Source organism: Streptomyces sp. NPDC055955, assembly GCF_042270245.1.
Classification (GTDB): Bacteria; Actinomycetota; Actinomycetes; order Streptomycetales; family Streptomycetaceae; genus Streptomyces.
In genome coordinates, this window is the sequence record NZ_JBHJYS010000023.1 from 91599 (window position 1) to 116269 (window position 24671).

At 68.1% G+C, this 24671-nt stretch carries 22 protein-coding genes and 3 pseudogenes; 16 read left to right on the plus strand and 9 right to left on the minus strand.

Features of this window, described 5'->3' with window-relative positions; genetic code table 11:
• Window positions 1–3 precede the first annotated feature (3 nt).
• From ACFC96_RS35515 to ACFC96_RS35525, 3 genes and pseudogenes are all read left to right on the plus strand, one after another.
• Window positions 4–628 (plus strand): annotated as a pseudogene (locus ACFC96_RS35515) (IS5 family transposase); the annotation flags it as partial.
• A gap of 1208 nt (window positions 629–1836) precedes the next feature.
• A complete protein-coding gene (locus ACFC96_RS35520; RefSeq protein ID WP_340458011.1) occupies window positions 1837–2307 on the plus strand; it encodes a transglycosylase SLT domain-containing protein in 471 nt (156 codons plus the stop codon).
• 255 nt (window positions 2308–2562) lie between these two features.
• The gene (locus ACFC96_RS35525; protein WP_376616136.1) at window positions 2563–2787 is read left to right on the plus strand and encodes a hypothetical protein; all 225 of its coding nucleotides are present in this window, start codon (window positions 2563–2565) and stop codon (window positions 2785–2787) included.
• A 111-nt stretch (window positions 2788–2898) separates the two neighbouring features.
• On the opposite strand, the gene ACFC96_RS35530 is transcribed toward ACFC96_RS35525, so the two are convergent.
• Both ACFC96_RS35530 and ACFC96_RS35535 read right to left on the minus strand, forming a co-directional pair.
• On the minus strand, window positions 2899–3102 hold the full coding sequence (locus ACFC96_RS35530) for a hypothetical protein (RefSeq protein WP_376616138.1): 204 nt from the start codon (window positions 3100–3102) through the stop codon (window positions 2899–2901).
• A 652-nt stretch (window positions 3103–3754) separates the two neighbouring features.
• Window positions 3755–4741, minus strand: coding sequence for a helix-turn-helix transcriptional regulator (locus ACFC96_RS35535; RefSeq protein WP_376616140.1), 987 nt, complete (start codon window positions 4739–4741; stop codon window positions 3755–3757).
• Between the two features lie 96 nt (window positions 4742–4837).
• On the opposite strand from ACFC96_RS35535, the gene ACFC96_RS35540 reads away from it, so the two are divergent.
• Window positions 4838–5827, plus strand: a complete 990-nt coding sequence (locus ACFC96_RS35540; RefSeq protein ID WP_376616142.1) for a zinc-binding dehydrogenase — start codon at window positions 4838–4840, stop codon at window positions 5825–5827.
• Between the two features lie 84 nt (window positions 5828–5911).
• Window positions 5912–6373: a DNA glycosylase AlkZ-like family protein gene (locus ACFC96_RS35545; RefSeq protein ID WP_376616144.1), complete on the plus strand. Its 462-nt coding sequence runs from the start codon at window positions 5912–5914 to the stop codon at window positions 6371–6373.
• Window positions 6374–6430: 57 nt separating this feature from the next.
• Here ACFC96_RS35545 and ACFC96_RS35550 read toward each other — a convergent pair whose 3' ends face one another.
• Entirely contained in the window at window positions 6431–8980 is a 2550-nt protein-coding gene (locus tag ACFC96_RS35550; RefSeq protein ID WP_376616146.1) for an amino acid permease, read from the minus strand.
• A 254-nt stretch (window positions 8981–9234) separates the two neighbouring features.
• Here ACFC96_RS35550 and ACFC96_RS35555 point away from each other — a divergent pair, with 254 nt between their 5' ends.
• Both ACFC96_RS35555 and ACFC96_RS35560 read left to right on the plus strand, forming a co-directional pair.
• A complete protein-coding gene (locus ACFC96_RS35555) occupies window positions 9235–9459 on the plus strand; it encodes an ATP-binding protein (RefSeq protein WP_376616148.1) in 225 nt (74 codons plus the stop codon).
• 730 nt (window positions 9460–10189) lie between these two features.
• Window positions 10190–11296, plus strand: a complete 1107-nt coding sequence (locus tag ACFC96_RS35560) for an alpha/beta hydrolase family protein (RefSeq protein WP_376616150.1) — start codon at window positions 10190–10192, stop codon at window positions 11294–11296.
• Window positions 11297–11315: 19 nt separating this feature from the next.
• On the opposite strand, the gene ACFC96_RS35565 is transcribed toward ACFC96_RS35560, so the two are convergent.
• Both ACFC96_RS35565 and ACFC96_RS35570 read right to left on the minus strand, forming a co-directional pair.
• Complete coding sequence (locus tag ACFC96_RS35565) at window positions 11316–11453, minus strand: hypothetical protein (RefSeq protein ID WP_376616152.1); 138 nt, start codon at window positions 11451–11453, stop codon at window positions 11316–11318.
• A gap of 131 nt (window positions 11454–11584) precedes the next feature.
• Window positions 11585–11782 carry a hypothetical protein gene (locus ACFC96_RS35570; RefSeq protein ID WP_376616154.1) on the minus strand — a complete coding sequence of 66 codons (198 nt, stop codon included), beginning with the start codon at window positions 11780–11782 and terminating at the stop codon, window positions 11585–11587.
• 419 nt (window positions 11783–12201) lie between these two features.
• Between ACFC96_RS35570 and ACFC96_RS35575 the strand changes: the two genes are divergently transcribed.
• Window positions 12202–12825, plus strand: coding sequence for a hypothetical protein (locus tag ACFC96_RS35575; protein ID WP_376616156.1), 624 nt, complete (start codon window positions 12202–12204; stop codon window positions 12823–12825).
• A gap of 69 nt (window positions 12826–12894) precedes the next feature.
• Here the strand turns inward: ACFC96_RS35575 and ACFC96_RS35580 are convergent, their stop codons facing one another.
• Window positions 12895–14526: a protein kinase gene (locus tag ACFC96_RS35580; RefSeq protein WP_376616158.1), complete on the minus strand. Its 1632-nt coding sequence runs from the start codon at window positions 14524–14526 to the stop codon at window positions 12895–12897.
• 396 nt (window positions 14527–14922) lie between these two features.
• Here ACFC96_RS35580 and ACFC96_RS35585 point away from each other — a divergent pair, with 396 nt between their 5' ends.
• The 4 genes and pseudogenes from ACFC96_RS35585 to ACFC96_RS35600 form a co-directional block, all read left to right on the plus strand.
• Entirely contained in the window at window positions 14923–15555 is a 633-nt protein-coding gene (locus tag ACFC96_RS35585) for a GNAT family N-acetyltransferase (protein ID WP_376616160.1), read from the plus strand.
• Window positions 15556–16524: 969 nt separating this feature from the next.
• The gene (locus ACFC96_RS35590) at window positions 16525–17103 is read left to right on the plus strand and encodes a carboxymuconolactone decarboxylase family protein (RefSeq protein ID WP_340457339.1); all 579 of its coding nucleotides are present in this window, start codon (window positions 16525–16527) and stop codon (window positions 17101–17103) included.
• Window positions 17100–17972 carry an RNA polymerase sigma-70 factor gene (locus ACFC96_RS35595; RefSeq protein ID WP_376227014.1) on the plus strand — a complete coding sequence of 291 codons (873 nt, stop codon included), beginning with the start codon at window positions 17100–17102 and terminating at the stop codon, window positions 17970–17972. Before ACFC96_RS35590 ends, ACFC96_RS35595 begins: the two co-directional genes overlap by 4 nt.
• A gap of 206 nt (window positions 17973–18178) precedes the next feature.
• Window positions 18179–18390: pseudogene (locus ACFC96_RS35600) on the plus strand (NAD-dependent formate dehydrogenase); the annotation flags it as partial.
• Window positions 18391–18504: 114 nt separating this feature from the next.
• On the opposite strand, the gene ACFC96_RS35605 reads toward ACFC96_RS35600, so the two are convergent.
• On the minus strand, window positions 18505–19212 hold the full coding sequence (locus ACFC96_RS35605) for a M24 family metallopeptidase (protein ID WP_376616278.1): 708 nt from the start codon (window positions 19210–19212) through the stop codon (window positions 18505–18507).
• A gap of 533 nt (window positions 19213–19745) precedes the next feature.
• On the opposite strand from ACFC96_RS35605, the gene ACFC96_RS35610 reads away from it, so the two are divergent.
• Both ACFC96_RS35610 and ACFC96_RS35615 read left to right on the plus strand, forming a co-directional pair.
• On the plus strand, window positions 19746–20231 hold the full coding sequence (locus tag ACFC96_RS35610) for a hypothetical protein (protein ID WP_376616162.1): 486 nt from the start codon (window positions 19746–19748) through the stop codon (window positions 20229–20231).
• A gap of 19 nt (window positions 20232–20250) precedes the next feature.
• Window positions 20251–20439: pseudogene (locus ACFC96_RS35615) on the plus strand (hypothetical protein); the annotation flags it as partial.
• Here ACFC96_RS35615 and ACFC96_RS35620 read toward each other — a convergent pair.
• Window positions 20405–21055, minus strand: a complete 651-nt coding sequence (locus tag ACFC96_RS35620) for a TetR/AcrR family transcriptional regulator (protein WP_376616164.1) — start codon at window positions 21053–21055, stop codon at window positions 20405–20407. The pseudogene ACFC96_RS35615 and the gene ACFC96_RS35620 overlap by 35 nt on opposite strands.
• A 101-nt stretch (window positions 21056–21156) precedes the next feature.
• Between ACFC96_RS35620 and ACFC96_RS35625 the strand changes: the two genes are divergently transcribed.
• Together ACFC96_RS35625 and ACFC96_RS35630 are read left to right on the plus strand one after the other, a co-directional pair.
• Window positions 21157–21852, plus strand: a complete 696-nt coding sequence (locus ACFC96_RS35625; RefSeq protein WP_376616165.1) for a hypothetical protein — start codon at window positions 21157–21159, stop codon at window positions 21850–21852.
• 906 nt (window positions 21853–22758) lie between these two features.
• Entirely contained in the window at window positions 22759–23037 is a 279-nt protein-coding gene (locus ACFC96_RS35630; protein ID WP_376616167.1) for a hypothetical protein, read from the plus strand.
• A 503-nt stretch (window positions 23038–23540) separates the two neighbouring features.
• Here ACFC96_RS35630 and ACFC96_RS35635 read toward each other — a convergent pair.
• The gene (locus ACFC96_RS35635; RefSeq protein ID WP_376616169.1) at window positions 23541–24671 is read right to left on the minus strand and encodes a hypothetical protein; all 1131 of its coding nucleotides are present in this window, start codon (window positions 24669–24671) and stop codon (window positions 23541–23543) included.

Consider the following 24671-nt stretch of genomic DNA (forward strand, 5'->3'; position numbering starts at 1 on the left):
ACCTTGACAGCCCCGTTCACCGGGCTGAGTCCGCGAGTCCAGTACCTGCCCCAAGAGTTGGGCTTCGGGTCAGGCATGACCTGCTGGCGGCGCCTGGCCGCCTGGAACGAGGCAGGCGTGTGGGACCAACTCCACGCGTTGCTGCTGAAGGAACTGCGGTCGAAGAACCAGCTGGACTGGTCTCGGGCGGTGATCGACTCCTCTCACGTCAGGGCAGCTCGGCGCGGCCCGCAGGCGGTCCCAGCCCGGTCGACCGCGCACGTCCGGGCAGCAAGCATCACGTCCTCACCGACGGCCAGGGCATCCCGCTCGCGGTGTCGCTGACCGGCGGCAACCGCAACGACGTCACGCAGTTGCTGCCCCTGCTCGACAAGGTCCCGCCCGTCGCCGGCGTCATCGGACGGCCACGACGAAGACCGACATGCTCTTCGCCGACCGTGGCTACGACCACGACAAGTACCGGCGACTGCTCTGGCAGCGCGGCATCCGCCCGGTGATCGCCGAGCGGGGCCAGCCGCACGGCACCGGCCTGGGTGTCTTCCGCTGGGTCGCCAAACGCACCATCTCCTGGCTGCACGGCTTCCGCCGCCTACGCATTCGATGGGAACGACGCGACGACATCCATGAGCCTTCCTCGGACTCGCCGCCTGCCTCATCACCCACCGCCACGTCCAACGCCTTTGTTAGGACCTCTTATTAGCGGCAGGGATGCACCGAGTCGAACACGGATCCCTTGTCTGCGTAAAGCTTGGCCGGACGCCGGCGGCGCGGTCCGCGCCGGGTGCGGATGGGCGGGATCCCGCGCACCAGCGGTTTCCAGGCGCTGTATACACCTGCTTTGCTCTTCGGGTGAGACGGCCGAGAACCGATCAGGGCCCGAGCACGTTTCCCTGTACGTCGAAGCAGACCGGGCTCATCTAATCCGCCAGAGCAGCCACGTAGGCGGAAGCTTCCTCAGCCCTGTCCCAGCGCAATGGCAAGTAGACCAGTGGACCACCGACCCTGCAGATCAAGGGCCCTGCGGACCAGGGCGAGGCTTCCTCCACATCCTCCGTCGCATAACGCCACCGCTTCAGAAGCGCACCAACGAAAGCCGACATCCGCTCGGTCGGAGGATGAACCGCATCGTCATCGTCCAGGTAGCGCCCGTAAAGGCGCCAGCGGACCTGTTGTCCGTCGGCCGCCGCCCTTCCCATACAGCCAAGTCGTAGCTCACGCCCAGAGATTCTCATGCCGCAGTGACGCGCCGACGCTGCAAGCCGAACGAGACTCAAAGAAACGACGTCTAAATCGCGGCCCGCTTTCGATCGCCGTTTGACCGGTACTAAAGCCGGCTGACGGATGGCAATTTGCGCGGCATCGAAATACTCGGTGCCGCTGGTCGTCTCCCCTGGCCAGCCAAGCAGTCCAGGGCATGTTCTTGGCTCGCCGGCAGGGGAGGAAGACATGGTCTGGAGGCCCTCACTCGCCAGGCCAGGTTCCCCTGTGGGCGAGCATCGGTAATCCGCCGGCCCACCCGACTGCGCCGCGAATACGGAATGCATTTCTGCTATTACCGTAAGCGAACGGAGCACCCTCAATATGGTACAGGTCACATGATGCACGTCACTCCTGTCCATCTTTGAGGCTTTTGCCGCGTGAGGTGGGCCATATGGCCTGCGTCACTATGAAGTCGAATAGTAGACCTGCATCGCGCGATCCCCAGGCCTGACGGCGCCTCCGGATCATTTTCGAGTACCCCATACTAATCCCCATCGTAAGAGGGATTCATTGACCTGGGTTTCATCCCTGATTAACAATTCTTGGCATCGCCCCCGACGGAACAGGAATCACTGCATGCAGTTCACCGCGATGCCCAAGAAGTTCGCCCGCATGACCAAGACCAAGAAGATCTCGCTGGGCATGGTTGCCGCCGGCGCCGCCGTGATGGCCGGCACCGTCATCAGCGCCCCGGCGGCCTCGGCTGCCACTCCCGCCCCCTCCGGCGGCGGCAACGTCGACACCTGGATCAAGGAGTCACTGAAGGTCATGCACGCCCAGGGCATCCCGGGCACCTACGAGGGCATCCACCGCAACCTGATGCGCGAGTCCACCGGCAACCCCAACGCCATCAACAACTGGGACTCCAACGCCGCGAAGGGCATCCCCTCCAAGGGCCTGATGCAGGTCATTGACCCGACCTTCAAGGCGTATCACGTCGCCGGCACCTCGCAGAACATCTACGACCCGGTCGCCAACATCACCGCCTCCGCCAAGTACGCCGCGCAGCGCTACGGCTCGATCGACAACGTCAACTCGGCGTACTGATCCGGCCCGACGCACCACCCCACACACGCGGCTGATAGCGGGCGTCGCGCCCCCGCACCGCGCCGAGGGGCCGAACCACCGCAGGCCGCGTCCCTTGCGACCGGCCTGCCCACGACAGCCGATCTCCCAGCTTCCCACGCGGCACGCCCAGACCCCGGGCGCCCCCAGGCCGTGGCTGCGGTTGCAACGGCATCGATCAGCACCACGCGCACAGCACCCGCACCCGCACCCGCACCCGCACCCGCACCCGCGAGGATGGTCCCCGCGCTGGGCTCTGCTCGCTCACAGCGTCATCGTGCTCCCCGCACCGACGAGTTCCTCGAGGACGTCGGCAGCGCACTGCTCGTCGTCACGACCGACGCGAACGTCATCACGCCCGACGCGAAGGTCGTCACGCCCGTCGCGATCGGCGCCGCGTGCGTGCGAGAGAAGCTGGAAGATGGGGCTTGCGAAGCCGTACCCGAGCGCGGATATCTGTGAGGTCTTCCAGGGCGATTCCGCGACCGGTGCGTTCTGTCTCGGCCACCGCATGCTTCGCGATCTTGTGGTTGAGCTCCCGCACCCGCCGCGCCTCCTTGCGACGCCGCTTTCTCAGGCGCCGCTTGGCGGACGGGGTGTTCTCGCGTGGAGTTTCTGACGCAGTGTGCGTTCACGGAGGCGTCCGCGATTCATCTGGCGTCCGGCCCTGATCTGGCCGTCCGAGGTGGTCGCGATGTTCACGATCCCCAGGAACTGGGTGACGTCGGTGTTGAGTTCGGCCTTGGGGACCTCGCAGGTGGCGGTAAGGAACCACATGCCGTCGCGGTACAACAGGTCGCATTCGCCCTTGCGGTACAGGGCCAGGCGGGCCGAAGGTTCGGGGCAGCGGTGAAGGCCACCTCTCTCATCCGGCCCGACAGGTCCAGATCGACACCGTGCGCTCCGTGTACTGCCAGGACAGCATCCGGTCGTCATACGGCTGGGCGCCCTGCGGCCCGGGAGGAGATCGGTTTCTCGACTGCCCACCGGTAGCTCTTGGTTGCGCTTAATGTTCTTCTCGAACGCCACCCGGGAAACCCAGGTCGCCGCCGCGTTGCAGGCGTGCAAGGTTTCCTCAAGTGCCGCCGCCTGCGGAGGCGTCGGCAGGAGTCTCACCTGCGCGGTCAACTTTCCGACCGCGACGCTACCCACCACCCGACATGCCGGCGTTTGAACAGCGCACATCCCTCACCCGGCACTCCAGCCCGGTCTTTTTTGCGGGTGCTCAGCGCCCGTGTTGCCGCGGCGATGCTCCGCATCGCTGTCACCCGGTGCGATTCCTCCCCGAGGTTCCTCGCAAGAGTGCGCTGAGGCAACCACTGACTGATGGTCACGACGCATGACTGGGCCACATCGATCCCGCGCTGGACCACCGTGACCGGCAACAGTCAGTCCGCGCAGCCGGCCCGTCTGCTGACGACGCGACACCTCAGGGTGCGGGCTCTCCAGTCCCGAGTCCGGATCCGGTGCGGGGGGTGGCTCTAATGAACCGGGCGCCCCACTCTTGGACGTGCGAGGCGAACTCCGGCGGCCCCAGGACCTCGAACTCGGCGCCCACGTTGCCCAGTGCCTGGGCCGGCCAGTCGAAGGAGGCCGAGGTCATGGTGAGCCGGCAGCTGTCCTGATCGACCGGTTCGATCACGCCCCAGCGGCCGACCACCTGCCGCACCCGCGAGGAGGGGGCGTGCACCAGGACTTCGACCGTGTACGGGGCCGGGGCCCCGCTCGTTGCCTGGACGAACGCCACGGCGTCCTCGGCCGGGAGCAGGCGCGGCCTAAAGCGCGTGCCGGTCGCCGTCGGCCCGGTCAGCCGGTCGAGGCGGAAACTGCGCCAGTCAAGGCGGCCCAGGTCGTAGGCCACCAGGTACCAGCGTCCGCCGAGCGCGACGACGCGGTGCGGCTCGACCTCGCGCTCGGTGGGTGCGCAGCCCCTGGCCGTGTAACCGAACCGCAGCCGCTCCTCGTCCCGGCAGGCCTGGGCGACCGCGGTGAGCACCCCCGCCGCGACGATGGGCGCGGACACAGCAGCGGAGAGGGTCATCGCCCGCAGGGTGTCCACCCTGGCCCGCAGCCGGGGCGGCAGGACCTGCACCACCTTGGTGAGTGCGCGCAGCGACGCCTCCTCCATCCCCGCGATACCGCTCTGTGCCGCGTCGCCGACGCCGACTGCGAGGGCCACCGCCTCCTCGTCGTCCAGCAGCAGCGGCGGCAGGACGGCGCCGGGCGCGAGCTGGTAACCGCCGTCGGTGCCTCGGACCGCGCCGACCGGGTAGCCGAGCTCGCGCAGCCGCTCGACGTCGCGGCGCAGCGTCCGCTCGGAGACCCCGAGCCGGCCGGCCAGTTCCAGGCCGGACCAGTGCCGGTGGGTCTGCAGCAGCGAGAGCAGTCTGAGGGTCCGTGAGCTGGTGTTCGCCATGCCGGAATACTGCCCCAGGTTCCGGTCAGAAAGTGGCCGGAACAATCTCTAGGGTCGAACTCGAAGGCCGTACCGGACCTATGTGAGGACCAAAAAATGATCACCCGTGAGATCCGGCTGACCGCGCAGATCGCCGGCGTCCCAACGCCCGACCACTTCACCGTTGCCGAGGCCGAGGTGGACGGCGAGGTCCTGGTACGCACCGACCAGGTCGGGCTCGCCGCGACGTACCTGGAGCTGATGCGGGCCGACTGCACTATCCCGGTGCCGGCCTGGCAGCCGGGGCAGCGGGTAGGGATGGCCGCCATCGGCACCGTCATCCGATCCGACAGCCCCGACCTCGAGGTCGGCGACCTGGTCCAGTCGATGACCGGCTGGAGCCAGTACTCGGCTGGCCCGGCCGGCTCGTACCTCAAGCTCGACCGTGACCTCTTCGCCGACCCCGGCTACCACCTCGGCCAGGGACCGACCGCCTACTACGGGATGGCCGATGTGGCGGCCGTCGGCGAAGGCGACGTGGTCTTCGTCTCTGGCGCCGCGGGCGGGGTCGGCTCGCTGGCCGGGCAGATCGCCAAGTGCCTCGGCGCGGCACGGGTGATCGGCAGCGCCGGCAGCGCGGCGAAGGCCGACTACCTGGTGAACGAGCTCGGCTTCGACGCCGCGTTCGACTACCACGACGGCCCGGCAGCACAACGGCTCAAAGAGTTCGCACCCGAGGGGATCTCCGTGTGCTTCGACATCGTGGGTGGTGAGCAGTACGACGCTGCACTGCAGGCGGCCCGGCCCGGGGCGCGCTTCGCCCTGTGCGGCTCACTGTCGAGCCAGCTCGGCGACGCGTCGGAGCGCTTCCCGCAGCCCGACCGCACGGCGGCCGAGGCCAAAGGCATCGAGCTGCTGCCCTTCTCCTGCCATCACACGCCCGATCAGATCGCCGCCTGGCGCGAGCACTTCAGCACCTGGCTGAGCCAGGGCCGCTTCGTCTACCCGCAGACAGTCCTCGAGGGCCGGATCGAGGACGTGCCGCAGGCGTTCCTCTCTCTGCTGCAAGGTTCCTACCGGGGCAATGTCTCGGTCCGGCTGGCGTGACCACACTCTCCCGCCAGGTCCAGAACCCGGTGCTGATGGAGCGCCAGTTCCTGCTGAGACGCACCGATCGCACCCGGGCTGGAGATGATCGGACGACTGGTTGCCCTGCAGGCGCAGGAACCCAACTGGGCCTATGTCGGCTTATGGAGCAGAGTCCACGGCTTCACACAGTCCGAACTCGCCACACTGCTGGAGGCCCTGCAGGTGGTCCGCTCCGGTCTGCTGCGCAGCGCCCAGCCCTTCGCCGCAGCCGACGACTTACGTCGCCTGCGGCCACTGCTGCAGCCCGTGCTCGACCGGACGGCCGGCTCGACCCACTTCACCCGCAACAGCACCGCCCTGGACACGGTGTCCTTGGCGGCCGAGGGACTCGCTCTGCCCGCGGAAGGAGCACTGCCGCGCAAGGAGCTCACTGGAGTGGCCGGGAAGCTCCCCGACGACGGCATGCCCGAAGAGCATCGCCAACGCATCATCGAGAACAGGGACTTCGCGTTCCAAGCTGCGCCGGCCACGGGAGCGAAGACACGGACACTCGTCAGCACCTGACCCGCGACGACAGGCGCCGCGGCCGGCGACTCGGCCGTCCGATGTGCCCCCTCGGTGCTACTGGCGGTCGGGCTGTGGCAGGTCCTGCTCGGTCCAGATGGTCTTGCCGCTGGACGTGTAGCGCGTGCCCCAGTGGTGGGTCATCTGGGCGATGATGAACAGGCCTCGGCCTCCCTCGTCGTCGTTCGCGGCGTGCCGCAGATTGGGCGCGGTGTGGCCGGTGTCGGACACCTCGCAGGTCAGGGTCCGGTCGCGGATCAGGCGCACCTGGATCGGGCCGCCACCTGCGTAGCGGATGGCGTTGGTGACCAGTTCGCTGACGATGAGTTCCGTGGTGAACGCCACGTCGTCCAGCCCCCAGTCGCCGAGCTGCTTCCCGACGGCGGAGCGGATGGTGGCGACGGCCGCCGGGTCCGGGGCCAGGGCCCATTGGGCGAGCCGGTTCCGCGCGAGCAGGCGCGTGCGGACCAGGAGCACCGTCGCGTCCACGTCCACCGCCCCGGGCAGCATGGCGGCCACCGCCCGGTCGCACAGGTCTTCCAGGGATCTTCGGCCGTCGGAGAGGACCTGTGAGAGCTGCGCGAGCCCGGCTTCGCGGTCGGCGGCCGCCTGGAGGAGGCCGTCCGTGAAGAGGGCGACAACAGTGCCCGGCGCGAGCTCCAGTTCCGTGCTCTGGTAGGGCAGGCCGCCGATTCCCAGCGGCGGTCCTGGCGGTAGCTGGGGATAGTCGACGACGCCCGTGTGCGGCTCGACGAGCGCCAGCACCGGCTCCCCGGCTCGCGCCATGCTGCACTGCCCCGAGACGGGGTCGTACACCGCGTACAGGCAGCTCACGCCCAGAGCCGCGTCGGCGTGCGCTTTCAGGTGGCCCGGGCCGCGGCCGGTTTCGCCCTCGTGCGAGGTCTGCTCGACCAGGTCGGCCAGGCGGGACAGCAGCTCGTCGGGGCTCAGGTCCAGCCGGGCCAGGACGCGCACACCCGTGCGCAGGCGTCCCACGGTGGCCGCGGCGTGCATGCCGTGACCGAGCACATCCCCGACGACCAGGCCGACCCGGGTACCGGAGAGAGGGATGACGTCGTACCAGTCACCGCCCACCCCGGACCCGCTGTCGGCGGGCAGGTAGCGGCTCGCCGAGTCGACGGCGGCGTGCGGCGGCAGGCGGCGTGGAAGCAGGCTCCTCTGGAGCTTGAGGGCCACACTGTGGCCACGGGTGACCACCGGCATCAGCAGGAAACCGATCAGCAGGGCGCCCAGGCCCAGGACGGTGACCCCGCCCGTCCTGCCGAACAGCGGCAGGTCGACGGCGGTCGTGCCGTACCGGGGATCCGCGTAGACGACGAAGGTGGCGTAGAGGAACAGCAAGAGCATGGACAGCGCGCCGAGCCCCGGTAGCACGCCCTTGAAGACCAGATCCTTGACGCTGCGGGTGAGGATCTTGCGGTGGTACCAGACGCAGGCGAAGCCGGTCAGTCCGTACTGGAACGCGATCGCGAGACCGACCGACTCGATCGAGTCGGCCAGGACGTTCCGGCTGAGCGAGGTCAGCAGGACGAACAGGGCGATCGAGGCCGCTCCCATACCGATGGTCCCCCAGGTGGGGGTGAGAAACCTGCGGTGGACCCGGGCGAACCGAGAGGGGACGGCCTTGTGGACCGCCATGGAGAAGACGGTCCTGGCCAGGGGCAGGATGGTGGTCTGGGCGGAGGCCAACGCGGAGGTCAGCACCATCAGGATCAGCAGTCTCGACAGGAACAGCCCCGTACCGTGGCTCCCGAACACGGCCTCCCCCAGCCCGGAAAACACATCGTCCGCGTTGTCCGCGTTGCCGAGTCCGATGCCCGAGGTGCCGACCCCCGCGAACGCCTGAGCCGACGTGGACACCAGCCCGTACATGACCAGGAGCAGCACGATGGACAAGACCGCGGCACGGCCCGGGATGCGCGTGCTGTCGACGGTTTCCTCGTTGACCGAGAACGCGGTGTCCCAGCCCCAGTAGATGAAGACCCCCGCGAGGATGCCCGAGGTCATGGCCGTCACCGAGGGCACCGCGAAGGGGTTGAACCAGGACGCGGACACATGGATCGCCGTCGGCGGAGGGCTGGTGTACACCCTGACCAGCGCGGCGACGGCGAGCAGGATCAGCATCACCACTTCCAGGCACAGCAGCCAGCGCTGTACAGCCGCCGAGAACGAGATGCCGACGTAACAGATCACTGTCAGCACGGCGATCCAGACGACGCCTGCCGCGGTGGTCCACAGCCGGTCTTCCGCCAGTGCGTCCAGGCCCATCAACCGGAAGCCGTAGGCAGCGGCGATCTGCGCGAGGCTGGCCATGACGATGATGTTGGCGACGATGAGACCCCAGCCGCCCATCCAGCCCGTACGCGGTCCGAAGGCGCGGGTGGCCCAGGTGAAGGTGGTCCCGCAGTCGGCGTTGCTCGCGTTGAGCTCCCGGAAGGCGTACGCGACCAGCAGCATCGGGACGAAGGCCAGCATGGTGACGATCGGAGCCTGCAATCCGACTCCGGCCACGATGATGCCCAGCGTGGCGGCGAGGCTGTACGCCGGGCCGGTGGAGGCCAGGCCCATGACGACCGAGGAGAACATGCCCAGGGCATCGTTCTTGAGCCCCTTCCGTCCGGACCCTGTGCCCGGAGCGGGAAGACCAGCCGACACACCGCCGAAGAGCCTCACACTTGATTCCAACGCAGGGCCGCGTCCCTTCGCAACAGCGCAGGGACAGCAGGGGTGGCTGCCACCGTGCACGACGGCGATGCTGCCATGGTGTGCCGCTCACAGAGAAAGCCGCCCATGGCTCTGAGCTGCACCGACGTCGCACCTCGGGTCTCGCAGCGTCACAGGTGAATGACGACCAGAGCGATGCCGTCGCGAGCCTCGCTGGTGACTCCCAGCCGGGCCGGCAACGCATTCCGCCAACTCGTCGAGGGGACGAGGCCAGCCGCACCAGCCCCGGCTCAGGCCTCGGCCTCGCGTTCGTCGCCGCGGTCGCCGCCTCCCACGGCGGCACCGCGCACGCCCAGAACACCGGACAGGGCGCCGCCGTCACCGTCAAGATCCCCTGCTGACCGGCGCCCACGCGGACAGGGCTCTGCGCGAGCCGACGCCCCGGGTGGCCACGCGTCTGTGCCCGCCGATACATCTCGCGAAGGCGTCCGACCGGATACCACGAGCGCGTTTCGCTTCCCACCGCTGGACCGTCGCGCGCGAGGCCTCCCGGCTATGCCGCGCCGACGCCACGCAGAAGCAGGTAAAGGTCGTAGGCGCCTGCGGCATTGGACCATGCGGCGACGGCCACGGACGGTCTGCATGCCCGTACCGCCCGAAGGGGCGCCAGGTACCCGGGCGAGGTACCCCCGTGCGGGCGGCGCCGACATGGGAGCGCTCAAGGACTGAGGAAGGATGCAGCAGGGACAGGCACGGGACCGCCCCGCAGACGGGACGTCGCCCGGCTGCTGGCGCTCTGCGCGGGCCTGCTCGGCCTGTTCCTCATGCACGGCGCACCGGCCACCGTGCGGTGCAGATTCGACACCTCCACCACACACGGAGGCCTTCGCCTTGTTCAAGGCCCGCGCGTGTCGACAACGCTCATGCTCCATACATAGCTCATGCTCAATACATATAGGCTTTAGGGAACTTGACGATGAGCTGGCCGGATCATGGCGTTCCCTTTGTCGTTTCGCTGTGCGCCTCGGGTCCGGCCACGGAAGGAGCCCAGTGCCTCCCGTACGCCCGGATCGCCGTTCTCTCATAGCCGGTGGCCTCGCAGTAGCCGCCGCAGCCGCTGTTCCCCTGTCGGTGTGCACGCCCGCGGTAGCAGCCGACCTCATCCCCATCCGGCTGGCCGGGCCGACCGGGCCCCTGCCGGTGGGAGCGGTGGAGCTGCACCTGATCGACCCGTCGCGGACCGACCCTTGGTCGGGGCAGGCGCGCGAGGTGATGGTGACCGTGACGTATCCGGCCGCCGACGTGCGTGACCGCGCGCTACTGCCCTGGCTTCCGGCGGGCGCCGAGCGCGCCCTGAAGGCCCGCTTCGCGGGCGCGGTGGACGGCTACGCGCTCCCGAAGACCCACAGCGCGGATCGCGCGCCGGTCCGGCCGGGCCGCCGACCGGTGCTGCTCCACTCGCCGGGCTACCAGTCGGACCGCACCTACAACACGCTGGTCATCGAGGAACTGGCGTCCTGGGGCTACGTCGTGGCCGCGGTCGACCATCCCTACGACTCGGGCGAGGTGGAGTTCCCGGACGGCCGTGTGGTCGTCAACCGCCCCGACGACGCGAGCGACGAGGCCCGCACGGCCGCGGTCGCGGTGCGCGCCGCCGATCTGCGGTTCGTCCTCGACCAACTGACCGTGCTGGAGCGGGGCGGCAACCCCGATGCCGAGGGGCGTCCGCTCCCGCGCGGACTGCGCGGGACTCTGGACCTCACGCGGGTCGGCGCCTTCGGGCACTCCCGGGGCGGCGCCGCGTCGGCGTCCGTGATGCATCTGGACGAGCGGGTGCGGGCCGGCATCGATCTGGACGGCGCGCTGTACGGGCCGGTGGTCGAGCGCGGTCTCGACCGGCCGTTCCTGCTGATGGACACGGCGGTGCACGACGGGCTGAACGAGGACGGGTCCTGGCCGCCGTTCTGGGCGCACCTGAGCGACTGGCACCGCTGCCTGCGGCTCACGGACGCCGACCACAACTGCTTCACCGACATCGTGGCCATCGCACCGCAGGTCCCCGAGTCGGTGCGCAAGTCGCTGCAGATCGGCACGATCCCCGCCGACCGTGCGGTGGCTGCCGTACGGGCGACCGTGCGGGCCTTCTTCGATCTCCAGCTACGCGGCCGCCCGGGCGCCGGGCATCTGCTGTGGGGGGCTTCGCCGCGCTACCCCGAGATCCAGTACATCGCCGGATAGCGACCGGTGCCGGACGCCCTCAGACCGTGCGCTTGCGGCCCCGCCACAGGACGACGCCCGCCACCAGCAGCACCCCGACTGAGCGGGCGGGCCCGTTCGGTACGTACGAGGAAGAAGACCCGGAACCGGAGAAGGCGTCCCAGGGCGAGCCCGTCACGGAATCGTCGTCGGCCCGTTGCGGGTGCAGCGCAGTAGGGGCGTTTCAGTTCTCCAAAGGGATGTGCGCGGCAAGTTCCCGGGCGAACCACTCAGCTTCCTCGCTCAGCTCGTCAAGGCCCTCTGCAGCGATCAGTTGAAGAAGACGTAGCAGGTCGTGGGCTTCGTCGAGATGGAGCCGTGGCCTGGCTGCGAACTCCCAGCTGAGCCACGGCTCTGCTTACCCTGGTCGCGGCCGAGGCGCGCGCCGGGAGCTTGGTGCCAGTGGCGGCCCCAGGAAGCGTCCTCGACGAAGCGCTCGTGGTCGTTGCGCAGAAACCACCAACGCAAGGCGTGCCAGCATCAATTCCGCCGGTCAGCTCAAGAACAGCAGTAGCCGACACGGCGCGCCGGCCCGTCAGCCACTTGAGATATAGATACTCACACTCGCCGCGTGATCAATAACCGCGTGCCCACCTTCCCGGGGGAAGGCCCGCAGCGCCGTCTGATGGCGGATGCCAACAACCACCAACCTGCCGGGTCCACCCACATCGGCCCAAGCCCAAAGGATCGCCCTGCATAAGGGTTCAACCCTCAATGCAGCGTGGGAACCATCACTCGATGGGAACATGAGCCATCACCCATGCGTACTATCGCTATGCCACCACACCACTGTTCGCCGCGAAATTTCATGAACAGGCGGGCGCACCTACTTCGGTCGTACGCACGGTGGTGCGCCACTACTCCCGAATCGAAGAGAAGCCAACATCATGACTGACAGCCCCGTCACCATCACCAGCGTGACATCTCAGTACGCCACTCAGGTCGCACAGGACCTCGAGCTCAATACCAAAGAGCAGGAACGTATCAGCGCGGAACTCTCCGCCCTGCAGGCGCAATTGCGCATCCTGCAAGACGACCAGAATGTGCTGCACAGCATCCAGAAGACGCTCGGCGGCCAACCGGTAGCCGCGCCGACAACCTCGAAGCCCCTCCCACAGCAGGCCTCCGGCAAGAACACCACCGCCCGGCCTGTCCCGTCCAAGACCGCAGCCAAGGCCCCCAACGCGAAGAAGACCACTGCGCAGGCCAAGAAGGCCAAGGCCCAGGGCACAAAGCCGAAGGCGGCTACGACATCGGCGCAGCCCACGCTGATCGCACTCATCCGTACCCACCTCGACCAGCAGAAAGAACCCCGTTCCGCAGCCGAGGTCACCTCAGCGCTGGTCCAGGCCCACCCCCAGCGCACCATCAAGTCGACCGTCGTGCGCACCACCCTCGAGAATCTTGTCGCCAAGAGCCAGGCACACCGGTCGAAGCAGGGCGCCTCCGTCCTCTACACGTCAGTGGCCGTGCAGGCCGCGACGGAGAAGGCCGCGGCTCCAGTCATCTGACAGCCCGTGGCCGCCTGTCTCCCGCACGCTCCGACAGCTTTGCAGGTGACCGCCCGCCACCCGTGCGCTTCATGGCCGACTGTAGGTTGACAGGGCGTCTTTCAGTTCGGCTCTCTGCTGGTCCGTCATCGGTCCGAGAACACAGACCGGGACCATCTTGTCTTGACGAGCGACGATGTTCCCCGGGTACAACGTGGGCCACCCCGCGGGACGAGCGTGCGGACGCTTTGCACCCTTCACCAGCTTGACGTGGATTCCCGCATACCGATGCAAATGAATCTTCCCGCTGAAGAACTTCACCCTTCCATCAATCTCCGCAATCGAGACCCTGTCCAGGTCGCTCCACCGCAGTTCATGTCTGCCGGCGGCGCTGACCGTCTCCATGCCTTGCGGCCCGACCTTCAAGGACCAGCCGGCGGTTCGGTGCAGGAAGGTCAGTACGGGGAGATAGATGAGGACCGTGATGAGGGCGAACAGTGCGCAGAGACCCGAGACCACGAAGAGAGCCATCCATCCGTCGTCTTGGCCGGACCCCGGCGGCTTGATGCGGTGCAGCAAGAGCGGAAGGGAGGTAGCCGGCAACGCCAGCACCAGTGCGAAGGCGCACCAGCGGATCAGGGCACTCTTCGTCGTGGCATCGGTGTAGGTGGGCAGGGGATCCTTTCCTGACCAGGAAAGCCTGACGGTCGTGGCCGGTACGGCTTCAGGGCGACCGTCAGGCTCCTCTGGGGCGGCCTCCTTTGCTGCCGGGAGCGCGTCCGTGCTGCTCGGTCCAGACACAAGGCGCGTGGGCGGTAACCGGGTTCCGTCTGGAGCTGGACCGGGCTCGATGTCGTCCGCTGGAGCTGTACGCCTGGGCCCGGCGTTGAGCTGTCGTAGAGCCTGGGCGAGACCAGTGGCGTGTGGGTAGCGCTGGTCAGGTTCCTTGCGCAGCAGGGTCAGCACGAGGTCGTCCCACGCGGCGGGAATGTCGGGGGCTAGGGAGCTTGGCCTGGGCGGTTCCTGGGTGAGGTGTGCGGAGAGGTAGCCGACGGGGTCGGGGGCCCGGAAAGGCAGCCGTCCCGTGATCAGCTCGAAGAGAAGGCATCCGAGCGCATACAGGTCGCTGCTCGGCACAGGATGGCCTCGGGCCTGTTCAGGAGCCATGTAAGGAGGTGTGCCCACGATGAACCCAGTCCGGGTGAGACGGTCCCCGCTCGCGCAGGGATCAGCAGCCCGCGCGACACCGAAGTCCAAGACCTTCACCTCGCCGTTGAGGGTGATGAGGATGTTGGACGGCTTGATATCCCGGTGCATGAAGCCCGCCTCATGCGCGTCCGCGAGCGCCTCGCAGATCTGCACACCCCACCCAGCCGCCTCATCCAAGCTGATCGCGCCCTGGCGCAGCTTGGCGTCCAAGCCCTCGCCGCGGACCAACTCCATCACCAGGAACGGGGCAGTGCCGTTCTCCGTGCTGCTCTCGCCCAGATCGTGAACGGTCACGACATGCGGATGCTGCAGACGGGCGGTGATCCGCGCCTCGCGCAGGAACCGGGCACGCGCCTCGCCGCCACGGCTTCCACCACCGGCGAGCAACGAGATCACCTTGACGGCGACCGGCCGGTCCAGCGTCTCATCGTGTGCCTCCCAGACCTCCCCCATGCCGCCCTCACCAAGGTGCCGCACCAACCGGTAACGGCCTGCCAGGACTTGATCCTGCACCACGGCCCTCCCTCGCCTCGGACATGACGGTGCACCCGCCGACGGCCGGCATCCTACGATCATGCAGCACATCGCACAGCGCCACATGAAGAAGACGTGGCATCCACCGGGACACGAGCGGCCAGCGTGCTCCAGACAGAGGGACGGCAACACCAGCCGCCACGGTTTCAACCACTGGGGAGACATCGGGGCTCGGCCGCCGCACACTCGACCCGCTCCTCATGGGCACTCTCGATGCCCCGCGAGCACGGGAGAACGGGAGCACGCAGGTATGTCGTCAAGGTGAACGCCTGGGCCCGGGACCATCCCCGCAGCTGACAACCGCTGGCGTGAGAAGCCCGTCGCCCCGTGAAACACAGTTGCGGGATCGCTCCCGCACCCCGAAGGATCGGCGCCATGACTGTCTCGCCGGCTTCCCAGGCCATCCTGCGCCCGTATCGCCCCGAGGACCGCGATGCCCTCTTCGACATCTGTGTACGGACCGGGCACGAGGGCGGCGATGCCCGCCACCTCTACCCGGACCCGGCACTCCTGCCGAACATCTTTGCCGCGCCCTACGTGGTCCTCGAACCGGACCTGGCCTTCGTCGTGGAGGACGGCGGACGGGCCGTCGGCTACATCGTCGGTACGGCCGACACCGCATCCTTCGTCGTCCGCTACCGTTCCCAGTGGCTCCCCGGCCTGACGGACCGCTACCCCGCCCCCGTACAACCCCCGTCCACCCCGGCCGAGGTGATGACCGACTTGATGCACCGCCCGGAACGGATGGTGCTCCCGGAACTGGAGGCCTACCCGGCCCATCTCCACATCGATCTGCTGCCCTCCCATCAGCGCAACGGCTACGGGCGGCAGCTCATGAATGCCTTCCTCGCCGCCCTGCACGCCAAGGGTGTCGCGGCGGTCCACCTCTCGATGGTCACCAGTAACACCCCGGCCCGCGCCTTCTACGACCGCGTCGGCTTCCACGAGATCGCCGTCCCGGAGCCCGGGCCTGTCACCTACCTCGGCCGGAGCACCGCCCGGCCCTGACTCGACGGCCTGGAGAGCTGAACGGAAGATCGAGTCCCCCGCGCTGATCAGTATCAGCAGGTGTACGAACCGCTCCGGGTCCATCGGCGCGTGCCGCCACGCCGGCGGGCCAGATCCGGCCGTCCAGCCCCCGGCACAGATACGCAACTCATCCGGTTCTTCGCCCGAGTTCAGGATCGAGGCCTCGGACACGTCCTCCCGGAAGCCGACCATCCGCCTGGGCAACATCGGCGACCAGGTCGTCCAGGTCCTCTCCCCCACCGCAGAGGCTGCACCATCTCGCCAGCTTGACTGGCCTGGGGCGAGTGCAGGACTGAGGCAGCTCGTTCACAACGGGCGGAGCATGGAGGCGGCCGAGGGCGACGGTCGCGCGGCGGAGGGCGGCCGTGCCGCGGGGCTTGGCGCATGGAGCCACTGGGGCGCCGACCGCCGCGCACCACATCTCCGCCGGCTGTCTGCACCGCCTCTTACGGGACGAAGACGCCACCGTCACCTGGGCCAGAGACGCCGTAGCAGCTCTTCCTTGAGCCGGTTGGCGAGCTGATCACCTTCCTGGAGGTCCTCCACTGGCAGACGGGCGTCCACCCCGCTTCGGCGTCCAGTCCGGGAGCAACGGCTCGATGCGTCCCCACTGGGCGTCAGCCAACGGCACACCAGACAGGCGATCAGATGATCCGAAGGAAGCGGCTAGTGCAGAGAAAAGGAGCAGCCTGTCCAGCGGCCCGCCGATGAGCGTGGCGTACGGCCAGTGCAGTAGCGGGCCCGGGTTGCGGTCGTCATGGCCGTGGCCGTAGATCCAAACGCGCCGGCGAGGAGGAACGACCTTCCTTCCGGTCACTGTCGTCTGACAGCGGCCGAGGGACGGCCTGCGCGCGCTGACGATCCCTGCGCAGTGGCGAGGGGGGTTGTCACATTCGCGGGCTCGGCGGTGTCTTCATGCCGAACAGGCAAACCTCTAAGGAGAACACCATGGCGCTACGCGTCCCGAAGGCCGAGCTCCCCGCCGAGCTCCGCGAAAACCTGATGAAACAGCTCGGCTCCGTGCCCGAGCCCAACGAGGTGCTGTGGAACAACCCCGAGCTCGCCGAGGCCAACCAGGAGTTCGCGGCCAAAGTGGGCACCTGGGACGCGGCCGACGCGAGCCTCAAGACGTTCGCACACATGGCTGTCGCGGCACAGATCGGCTGCAGCTGGTGCCTCGACATCAACTACTTCGCGGCACAGAACCAGAACCTGGACCTGGCCAAGGCGAGCCAGGTGCCGCGCTGGCGGGAGTCGGAGGTGTTCACGCCGTTGGAGCGGGAGGTGATGGAGTACGCGGAGGCCATGACGAACACGCCGACGACCGTCACCGATGAGCTGTCGGCAAGTCTGCTCGGCCGGCTCGGCCCGGCGGCGCTGGTCGAGCTCACCGTGTTCATCGGATTCGCCAACCTGGCAGCCAGGTGCAACACGGCGCACGGGATCACCTCGCAGGGCTACTCCGATGCCTGCGAGATCCCGCTGGCTGCGCGTCCTGAGACGTCCGACGTAGCGTCGACCACATGACCGAGGACCCGTTCATCGCCCATCGCAGCCTGCTGTTCACGGTCGCCTACGAGATGCTCGGCTCCGCGGCTGACGCGGAGGACGTGCTGCAGGAGTCCTGGCTGCGGTGGGCGGAGGTCGACCAGTCGCGGGTGATCGACGCGCGGGCGTACCTCGTCAGGACCGTCACACGGCAGGCACTCAACCGGCTGCGGACGCTGGCGCGCAGTCGCGAGGACTATGTCGGCGAGTGGCTGCCGGAACCGTTGCTGACCAGCCCTGATGTCGCCGAGGACGTGGAGCTCGCGGAGAGCGTCTCGATCGCGATGCTGACCGTCCTTGAAACACTCGGGCCGACGGAGCGGGCAGTGTTCGTGCTCCGCGAGGTCTTCGAGCTGCCGTACGGCGAGATTGCCGAGGCCATCGGGAAGTCCGCGGCTGCGGTGCGGCAGATCGCGCGGCGAGCGCGCGAGCATGTGGCGGCCCGGCGGCCGCGGGTGCGGGTGAGCCGGTCGGAGCAACAGGCCGTGGTGGACCGGTTCCTGCTCGCCTTGCGCACCGGGCAGTTGCAGGAGCTGGTGGACGTCATGGCGCCGGACGTGGTCTTGATCGCCGATGGCGGCGGGCTTGCGGCCGCCGCTCTGGCTCCGATCCACGGGGTCGAGGTCGTGGCGAAGGTGCTCGCGCGCACGAACCGGGCGGAAGTGGTCGCGCTCGCGACGACGGCCGTGTGGCTCAACGGCGCACCTGCGGGCCGGATCGAGATCGACGGCGAGCTGGCCACGGCGGTGAGCCTCGTGGTGGAGAACGGGCAGGTCACCCGGATCTACTTGGTGAGAAACCCGAACAAACTCACAAGGCTCGACGAACCAGCTGAACTCGCCAGGTAGATCGGCTGCTGCTCTGGTGTCGTGAGTGGTCCGGGCGAAACCGCCCAGACCACTCACCACCGCGCCGGGCCAGAGCCCGACGGCGGCCAGGACCAAGGGCCCAGCACGGACGCGGACCCCAAAACGACCGAGTATCACCTCAGACGCCTGAGACGCTCCGAGCCAAGTGGTAGCGGAAGCACGAGTCCTGACGGTCCGAAACATCTGAGACGGCGCCCACGCCCCTGGTCGCCGACTACACCCCGGACACCTGCTCGGCAGCGTGTCCGGCGAACTCGGTCTGCGCACCTTCCTGGAACGCCGCGGCCACACCCTGGTCGTCACCTCCGACAAGCAAGGAGACAACATCGTCTTCGACCGCGAACTGCAGGACGCAGACGTCGTCATCTCCCAGCTGTTCTGGCCCGCCTACGTCACCGACCGTGATGACTGCCTCAAGAGCAAGCCCATCCGTGACGAGTACCTCATCGTCACCGGCGGCGCCCTCGCCGGAGCCGGCCCCGCACCGGCCCCGGTACGCCAGGGCCGGCCGTCAGGCCAGGTCGAGCAACTGCTCGTAGAAGCCGCCGAATCCGCGGCGGCGGTCCACGAAATGCAGTTCCAGGATCCAGTGGCAGACCCGGCCGAGCCGGTCCGTACGGCGCAACGGAGTGTCGTTGTCCGGCGTGATGTACGACTCCGCCTTCATTCCTTCGATGGTCTCGTGAGGGAACTCCCCGACCAGATGACCCGTGTGCCAAATACCGATCTCCCAGCCTGCCTCCGCCGCGAGTTTCTCCACCGCGCGGTACAGCTCACGACCGGTGATGTCGTGATCCGCGGCAAAGACTTCCCGCCCGGCGTCGAAAACGCGCGGCAAATCGGTCAGCAGCCGATGCTTGTCCGGATCGTCACCGAAGACATACGTCCGGCCGAAGTCCGCCTCATACTCCTCGAAGATCGGTCCGAAGTCCGCGAAGGCGACGTCGTCCGCCTCGATGACACGGTCCGGCGGGTTCTCCCGATACGGCGCAAGCGTGTTCGCCCCGGAGCGAATGATGCGCTTGTGCCAGTGCTTGGTCGTACCGAACATCTCGTTCGCCAGATCCCTGATGCGGTCACTGGCTTCCCGCTCCCCGACCCCCGGCACGACGATCCCACGCGCCTCGACCTCTGCGAAGAGCTCGATCGCCTTCTCCTGCGCGGCCACGAGCCCCGCCACCCGTTCGGCCTCCGGTACCTCGCCACGGCTTGCTTCCACCGACACAGCTCCCCCTATCCATGCGGCACGCCCCAGTCCGGCATGCGTACCAGCCATGCTATCGACGGGTCTCCTACGTGATCGGGTGACATCTGAACTGGCTCGCCCTGCGTGGCGGGCGAGAACGATGTCGTTGTGCCGAAGCCGCATTTGGCAGAGGTGCGCGAGGCTGCGGTGCGGGGGCGTCTGCGCACGCGACTTCGGCATCCCCTGCGTCCGTGAACACGTCTGCATCCGCTGTCCCGTCCTGCGGCCCGATCCCGAGCAGATGCCCGGCTTGGTGGAGATCCACGCGAACCTGCTCGACCGGCTCCGGGGGCCAAGGAGCAGGGCCGGGTCGGCGAGGTCTCCGCGATCGAGGCCAGCTTCGCCGCCGCCGAGCACAAGCTCGCCGCCATGCATGTGCGACTTCGCCACCCGGCACACCACCGTCCACACGGCCATGCCCGATTTCCGCGGCTTCGTCGCGCTCATCGACTGCGAGCAGCGAAACGAGGATGCGCAGGGGCAGTCCTGAGCACTACAACGAGGGGATGACCGTCTTCCTGTGTTGCAAGTGCGGCGCCGCGATCACGCCGGAGTTGGCCGAGCTTGCCGCCATCCCTGACGTCTTCGACGACGAGCGTGACCGGGACAAGGAGACGCGCCGGGCGCCTTCCACCGTTCCGCGGGGCCGCTACGTGATCGACCCCGAACCCTGGGGACCTCCCTACGTCGTGCAGGACGATCAGGAGGACCCGAAGCCGGCGCAGTCGCGCGGACCCGTGGTCTGCCGCGAAGAAGGCTTCGTCATCTCAGCGGGCAGCCGACAGACAGTGCTGCTGCACCCTGATGACGCCGTCGGGCTTCAGCCGCTGCCCAACTGGGAGAACAGCAATGGGTGCTGTGGACCGACAGGCGACGAGGGACTCAACCGGGCCTGCCTCTGCGGTGCTCCGGTCGCGACCCTCGCGGCCGACTGTTTCGGGCCCTTCGAACTGCACCTCGACCCCGTCCGGACCTACGCGTTGTCCCAGTAAGACCGCCCGCCCCTGGCAGTCCCCGCTCAAGCACATGAACCTCAATGTCCTCGGCCGCTGCAGCTTCACCTCCCCCACCCCGGCCGCCGGCGTCCTGCGGCCACTGCGCGACCCGGACACGGGCCGAACTCGACGACGCGGAGGTGTGAGAGCCGTGCGGCAGCGCGTTGGGCTCAGGTGTCGGCGTTGCGGCGTCGGTCGGGAGTGAGGAGGTAGGCGATCGCCATGTCGCCGAGCTCGTCGGCGTACTGTCGTCTGGCCGCTTCGCTGGTGGCGGCATCGGGGCGTACAGAGTTGTGGAAGCAGGCGCCGAGGATGGCACGGGCCGCGGTATCGAGTGCCTGCTGGGGCTGGGAGCGGCGGATCTGGCCGGCGTACGGGGCTGCCGCTTCGAGCAGGAGGCGGTGGAGTTCGGTGATGGTGCGCGATCCGCGGTCCAGTGCTCTGGTCCCCCGCGTGCGCAGCAACTCGGGGAAGAGGCTGCTGCTGTCGGCGAAGGACTGGAGCAGGGCGTGGGCGTAGGCGTCCATGACGCCGCAGAGCGAAGGTTCGGCTGAGCGCAGCCGCTCGGCCACGTACTCCTCGCGGCGTTCCAACATGCGCTCGGTCAGGGCGGTGATCAGCTGGTCTTTGTCCTCGAAGCGGCGGTAGATCGTCCCGACGGCGACGCCGGCGCGCTGTGCGACACCGGCGATCGTCATCTCCTCCAGGCCGGAGTCTGCGGCGATCTCCTCGGCCGCACGCAGGACGCGGGCCAGGGTCGCGGCACTGCGGGCCTGCTGGGGTTCCCGGTAGGCCGCTGGGCGTTCGGGCTCCTCGGTCATGTCCCGCATGGTATCCGCGGAGCTCTCAACAGGATCCTTTGACAACCGAGGCCCGTGATGCGAACGTGAATTCACATTCGCATTCTATCGGAGGTTCGACCATGCCCGACAACCAGACTTCCCGGCCCGGCACCGTGACACTTGAGGCCGGACCCGCCGGCGCCGGGGACATCGACGACTTCGAACTCTTCTACGCCCGCCGCGCCCTGGACCGCTTCCGGACGCTGCTGGGACGCCAAGGGCTCCTCGACCTCCTGGCCGCGGACATCGAGGAAGGAAACGCCTTCCTGCGCGAGAGCGCCCGCACCTCCGCCGGCGCCTTCAAGGCGGGCACCACCGTGCTCGCGGCTAAGGGCCTGACCTCGGGCGAGTTCCTGGCTTGGATGGACAAGGCGTTCGCCGGGGACGAGCGCGCACTCCTCGCGGCGCACCCCGAGCACTACGTGATGGGCACCGATGAGATCGGCGCGCGCGTGGTGGAGAACATCGGCCCCCACGTCGCCGACTTCTACATGGGCGGCTGGGGCACCGACGCGCTGGACTGGGCCAAGGACGCGGACGAGCTTCTCCCGGAGTCGGAGTTCCCACGCAAGATGTCCTCCAACCTGTTCCTGGCCGACGGCACCGTCGTTGGGCGGGCGCTGATCCAGTTCGGTGACACCGCCGACGGCTTCACCGCGAACCTGACGGTCTACTTCCCCGTCGCCTGCCCCGACGAGGTCCTGGACCACCACCTGCGGCACTACGCCGTCGAGTTCCGGAACTGGATCGTCGCCGCCGCGGCCGCCCGCGCCTGAACCTCCGGCCGGACGCCGGGGCCGGCCCGGCGTCCGCCGCCTGGAAGCCGTCGGGCCGCCCACCCGCACTCGCCGCATCCGGCCGGCAGAACCGTACGGCCCACCTCCCAAGACACAGCGGACAACGAGCAGAGCCCTCTTGGCACCTTCCGAAGAAGCCAAAGACCCACGATGTCGAACCACACCCTGTCCGCCACGGGACGCAAGCTGACGCTGGTCGTCCTCGGCCTGGCAGCCTGATCACCACCACCATGCTGTGCGCCTTCTCGCACTGCCCTCGCTCACAGCGGCCCGCACCGCGTCCCCATCGGCATCACTGGCCCCGAAAGGCCACAAAGGCCCCCCGGCAGAACGACGCCGGCGACGCCCGGGACCTCCGCCTCCACCCGACGACCGCCGCCCCGCACACTGCGGTCAACGACCGGGACATAGCCAGCGGCCCCACGCAGGCCGCAGCCATCCATGCATCCAAGGGACCCGCCTCGGGCGAAGTAGGCGTGTGGGGAGCAGCAGCACCAGCCCCGCCCCCTGCGCACCACAGAGGCAAGACTTGTGAATGTGACCGTCAGCCAGCCTCCGACGGCACCTTCACGGACACGTTGGCAGGTCACCCCCCTGGGGCAGGGGACTCCTTCCAGCATGAACGACGTCGATTCGTCTGCTCGCCACAAGCACGCAACCGTTCGGCACATCGACACCGTGCTCATGCCGAGCCCCTGACAGGGACGCCGGCGAAAAGAGAACACGGTGACGCCGTCCTTCGGCGGAACGCGCGTGGCTCGTGCCCTTCCAGAAGTCCTGCCCCATCGCAGTCCGGGCGCCAACCGGTACCTGCGCCACTGGGCCGCTGCAGCGGCCGGAGCTACAGCCCACCACCCAGCGGATCACCAATAGATAGGAGCAGCCATGATCGTCAAGAAGCTCTTCGATGCCGGCCTGAGGAGCGAGCATGCCTACACGGCGGCGTTCGCCTCGATCGGCCTGTCCGCCGCCTCCTGGTTCGTCTCCGTCAAAGCCGAAGCCCGCGGCATCGAGCGGGCCGACCGCTGGGGCATCTTCGTGGGCGAATGGGCACCCACGTTCTTCGCCCTCGGTCTCGCGCTCGCCAACTACGAGCGCGACAACATGATCACCCCCGAGAAATTCACCGAGCGCGCCTACGCCACACCCGCCTCGGACACGTAACTCAGCCACGGGGCCTCCTCACGGAGGCCCCGTTCCGCAGGGGAACGCCCGTCATCCGACGTGCTGTTGCGGTGTGCTCACCGACGACGCCACGCTCACCGAGACGGCCGCCTCGGACCTGGAGGAAGGGGCGGCCTGGCACTTCTGGCCGGGCGCTTGTCGTGGGGCGGCAGCCAACCGGCATAGCTGGCAAGAAGGCTGCCTGTCGGGCCGCGAATCGCTTGCATATGTCGGCCCGAGGCTGTGAACACAACACGCAGGGGCGTGGGGATACCTTCGTTTCGAAGACTCGGTAGCGCCCGGGGGCTGTCCGGCTACCGCGTTCCCGGGCGTTGTCAGTACAGGCGCTCAGAATCGGCGGATGCCTGAGGAAGTTCCATTAGGCGCGGGCCGGTCCTCGAGGCCCGCGCCTGGCTGCGAGAGCGCCTCACTGAGAAGGCCAGTCCGTCGATCATTACGCCGGGCATGACCGTGCAGACCCGGTTCAATGCCGCCGTCGATCCCTACGCACCGCCGGTGATCGCAGCGAGGACCTCAATGCTGCGCTGGATCTTCCGGCCGAACGCGATGGTCAAGGACAGCAGGATGGCGATCGTGTAGACGATGCCTTCGACAGGTTCCGGCAGCATGCCGCTGACAGCCAAGCCCGTGACCGATCCACCCGCAACGAGCAGGGCCACGACCCAGCGCAACAACTCCCGGTTGGGCGGCTGTTCGATGTCTTGCAGGTAGTGGTCGTCCAAGAGGACACCCAGCCGGGCATGGCAGTAACGGTCCGAGACCTGCACCAGGGCACACGCCAATTCCCTCAGGGCCTCATCAGGCTCTGTATCGATCCTCTGCTCGATGGCTCGCAGCGCGGCCGCGACACGGCGGGCGTGTGCCTTCAGCGCCCGCTTACGGGCGGAAAGCCGCGGAACCGAGCGACGCGCCGAGGGGGCGTCAGGGAGGTTACGCAGCACGGCGCGCAACCGCTTCGAGACCCGCCGGAGCATGCGGGCCTGCCTCTCACCGCCGCTGCCTCGAGCTGCAGCACAGGCGTGCACAGCATCGGCGCACTGCATCACCAGGGCGTACCGGCGGACCAGAAGGAACCAGGTCAGGACTGAGGGACGGCCGTGCCTGAGCACGTACGCTGCCAAGTACACGATGATTGCCCAGGCGACGCCGAAAGCAAGGGCGGCACCAAGAGCCACCATGACCGTGTGACTAATCGCCACGGGCAGGTCATGCACATAGGCAAGAAAAGGCGGCTTGAACAGTCCCAGGGGCAGCTGCTCCCGGTGGATCAGTGGATTCTGATCATCGCCGATGGTGTCATCATCGCGGGCACCCGCCAGCCATACCAGCGCATTGCTGAAGGCCATTACCGCGCTGAACAGGACCACCCATAAGGCGCCCTTCAGCAGGTTGCGGTTCCACGTGGTCAGATGGGCGCGGCGGCGCAGCGCGACCCGCACACGCAGCGGGACGGGATCCTCGACCCTCAGGGAGTGCAGGTCGCTGGCCAACCGGTCGTGCCACAGGCGGCTTTCACTCAGGTCGATCATTCCGGTGCGCAGATGAGCGCCTGCACGTGGAGGCGGGATCTGGGCCGTATCCGTCTGGGAACCGCGCCCTGCCTGTGAGGTCAT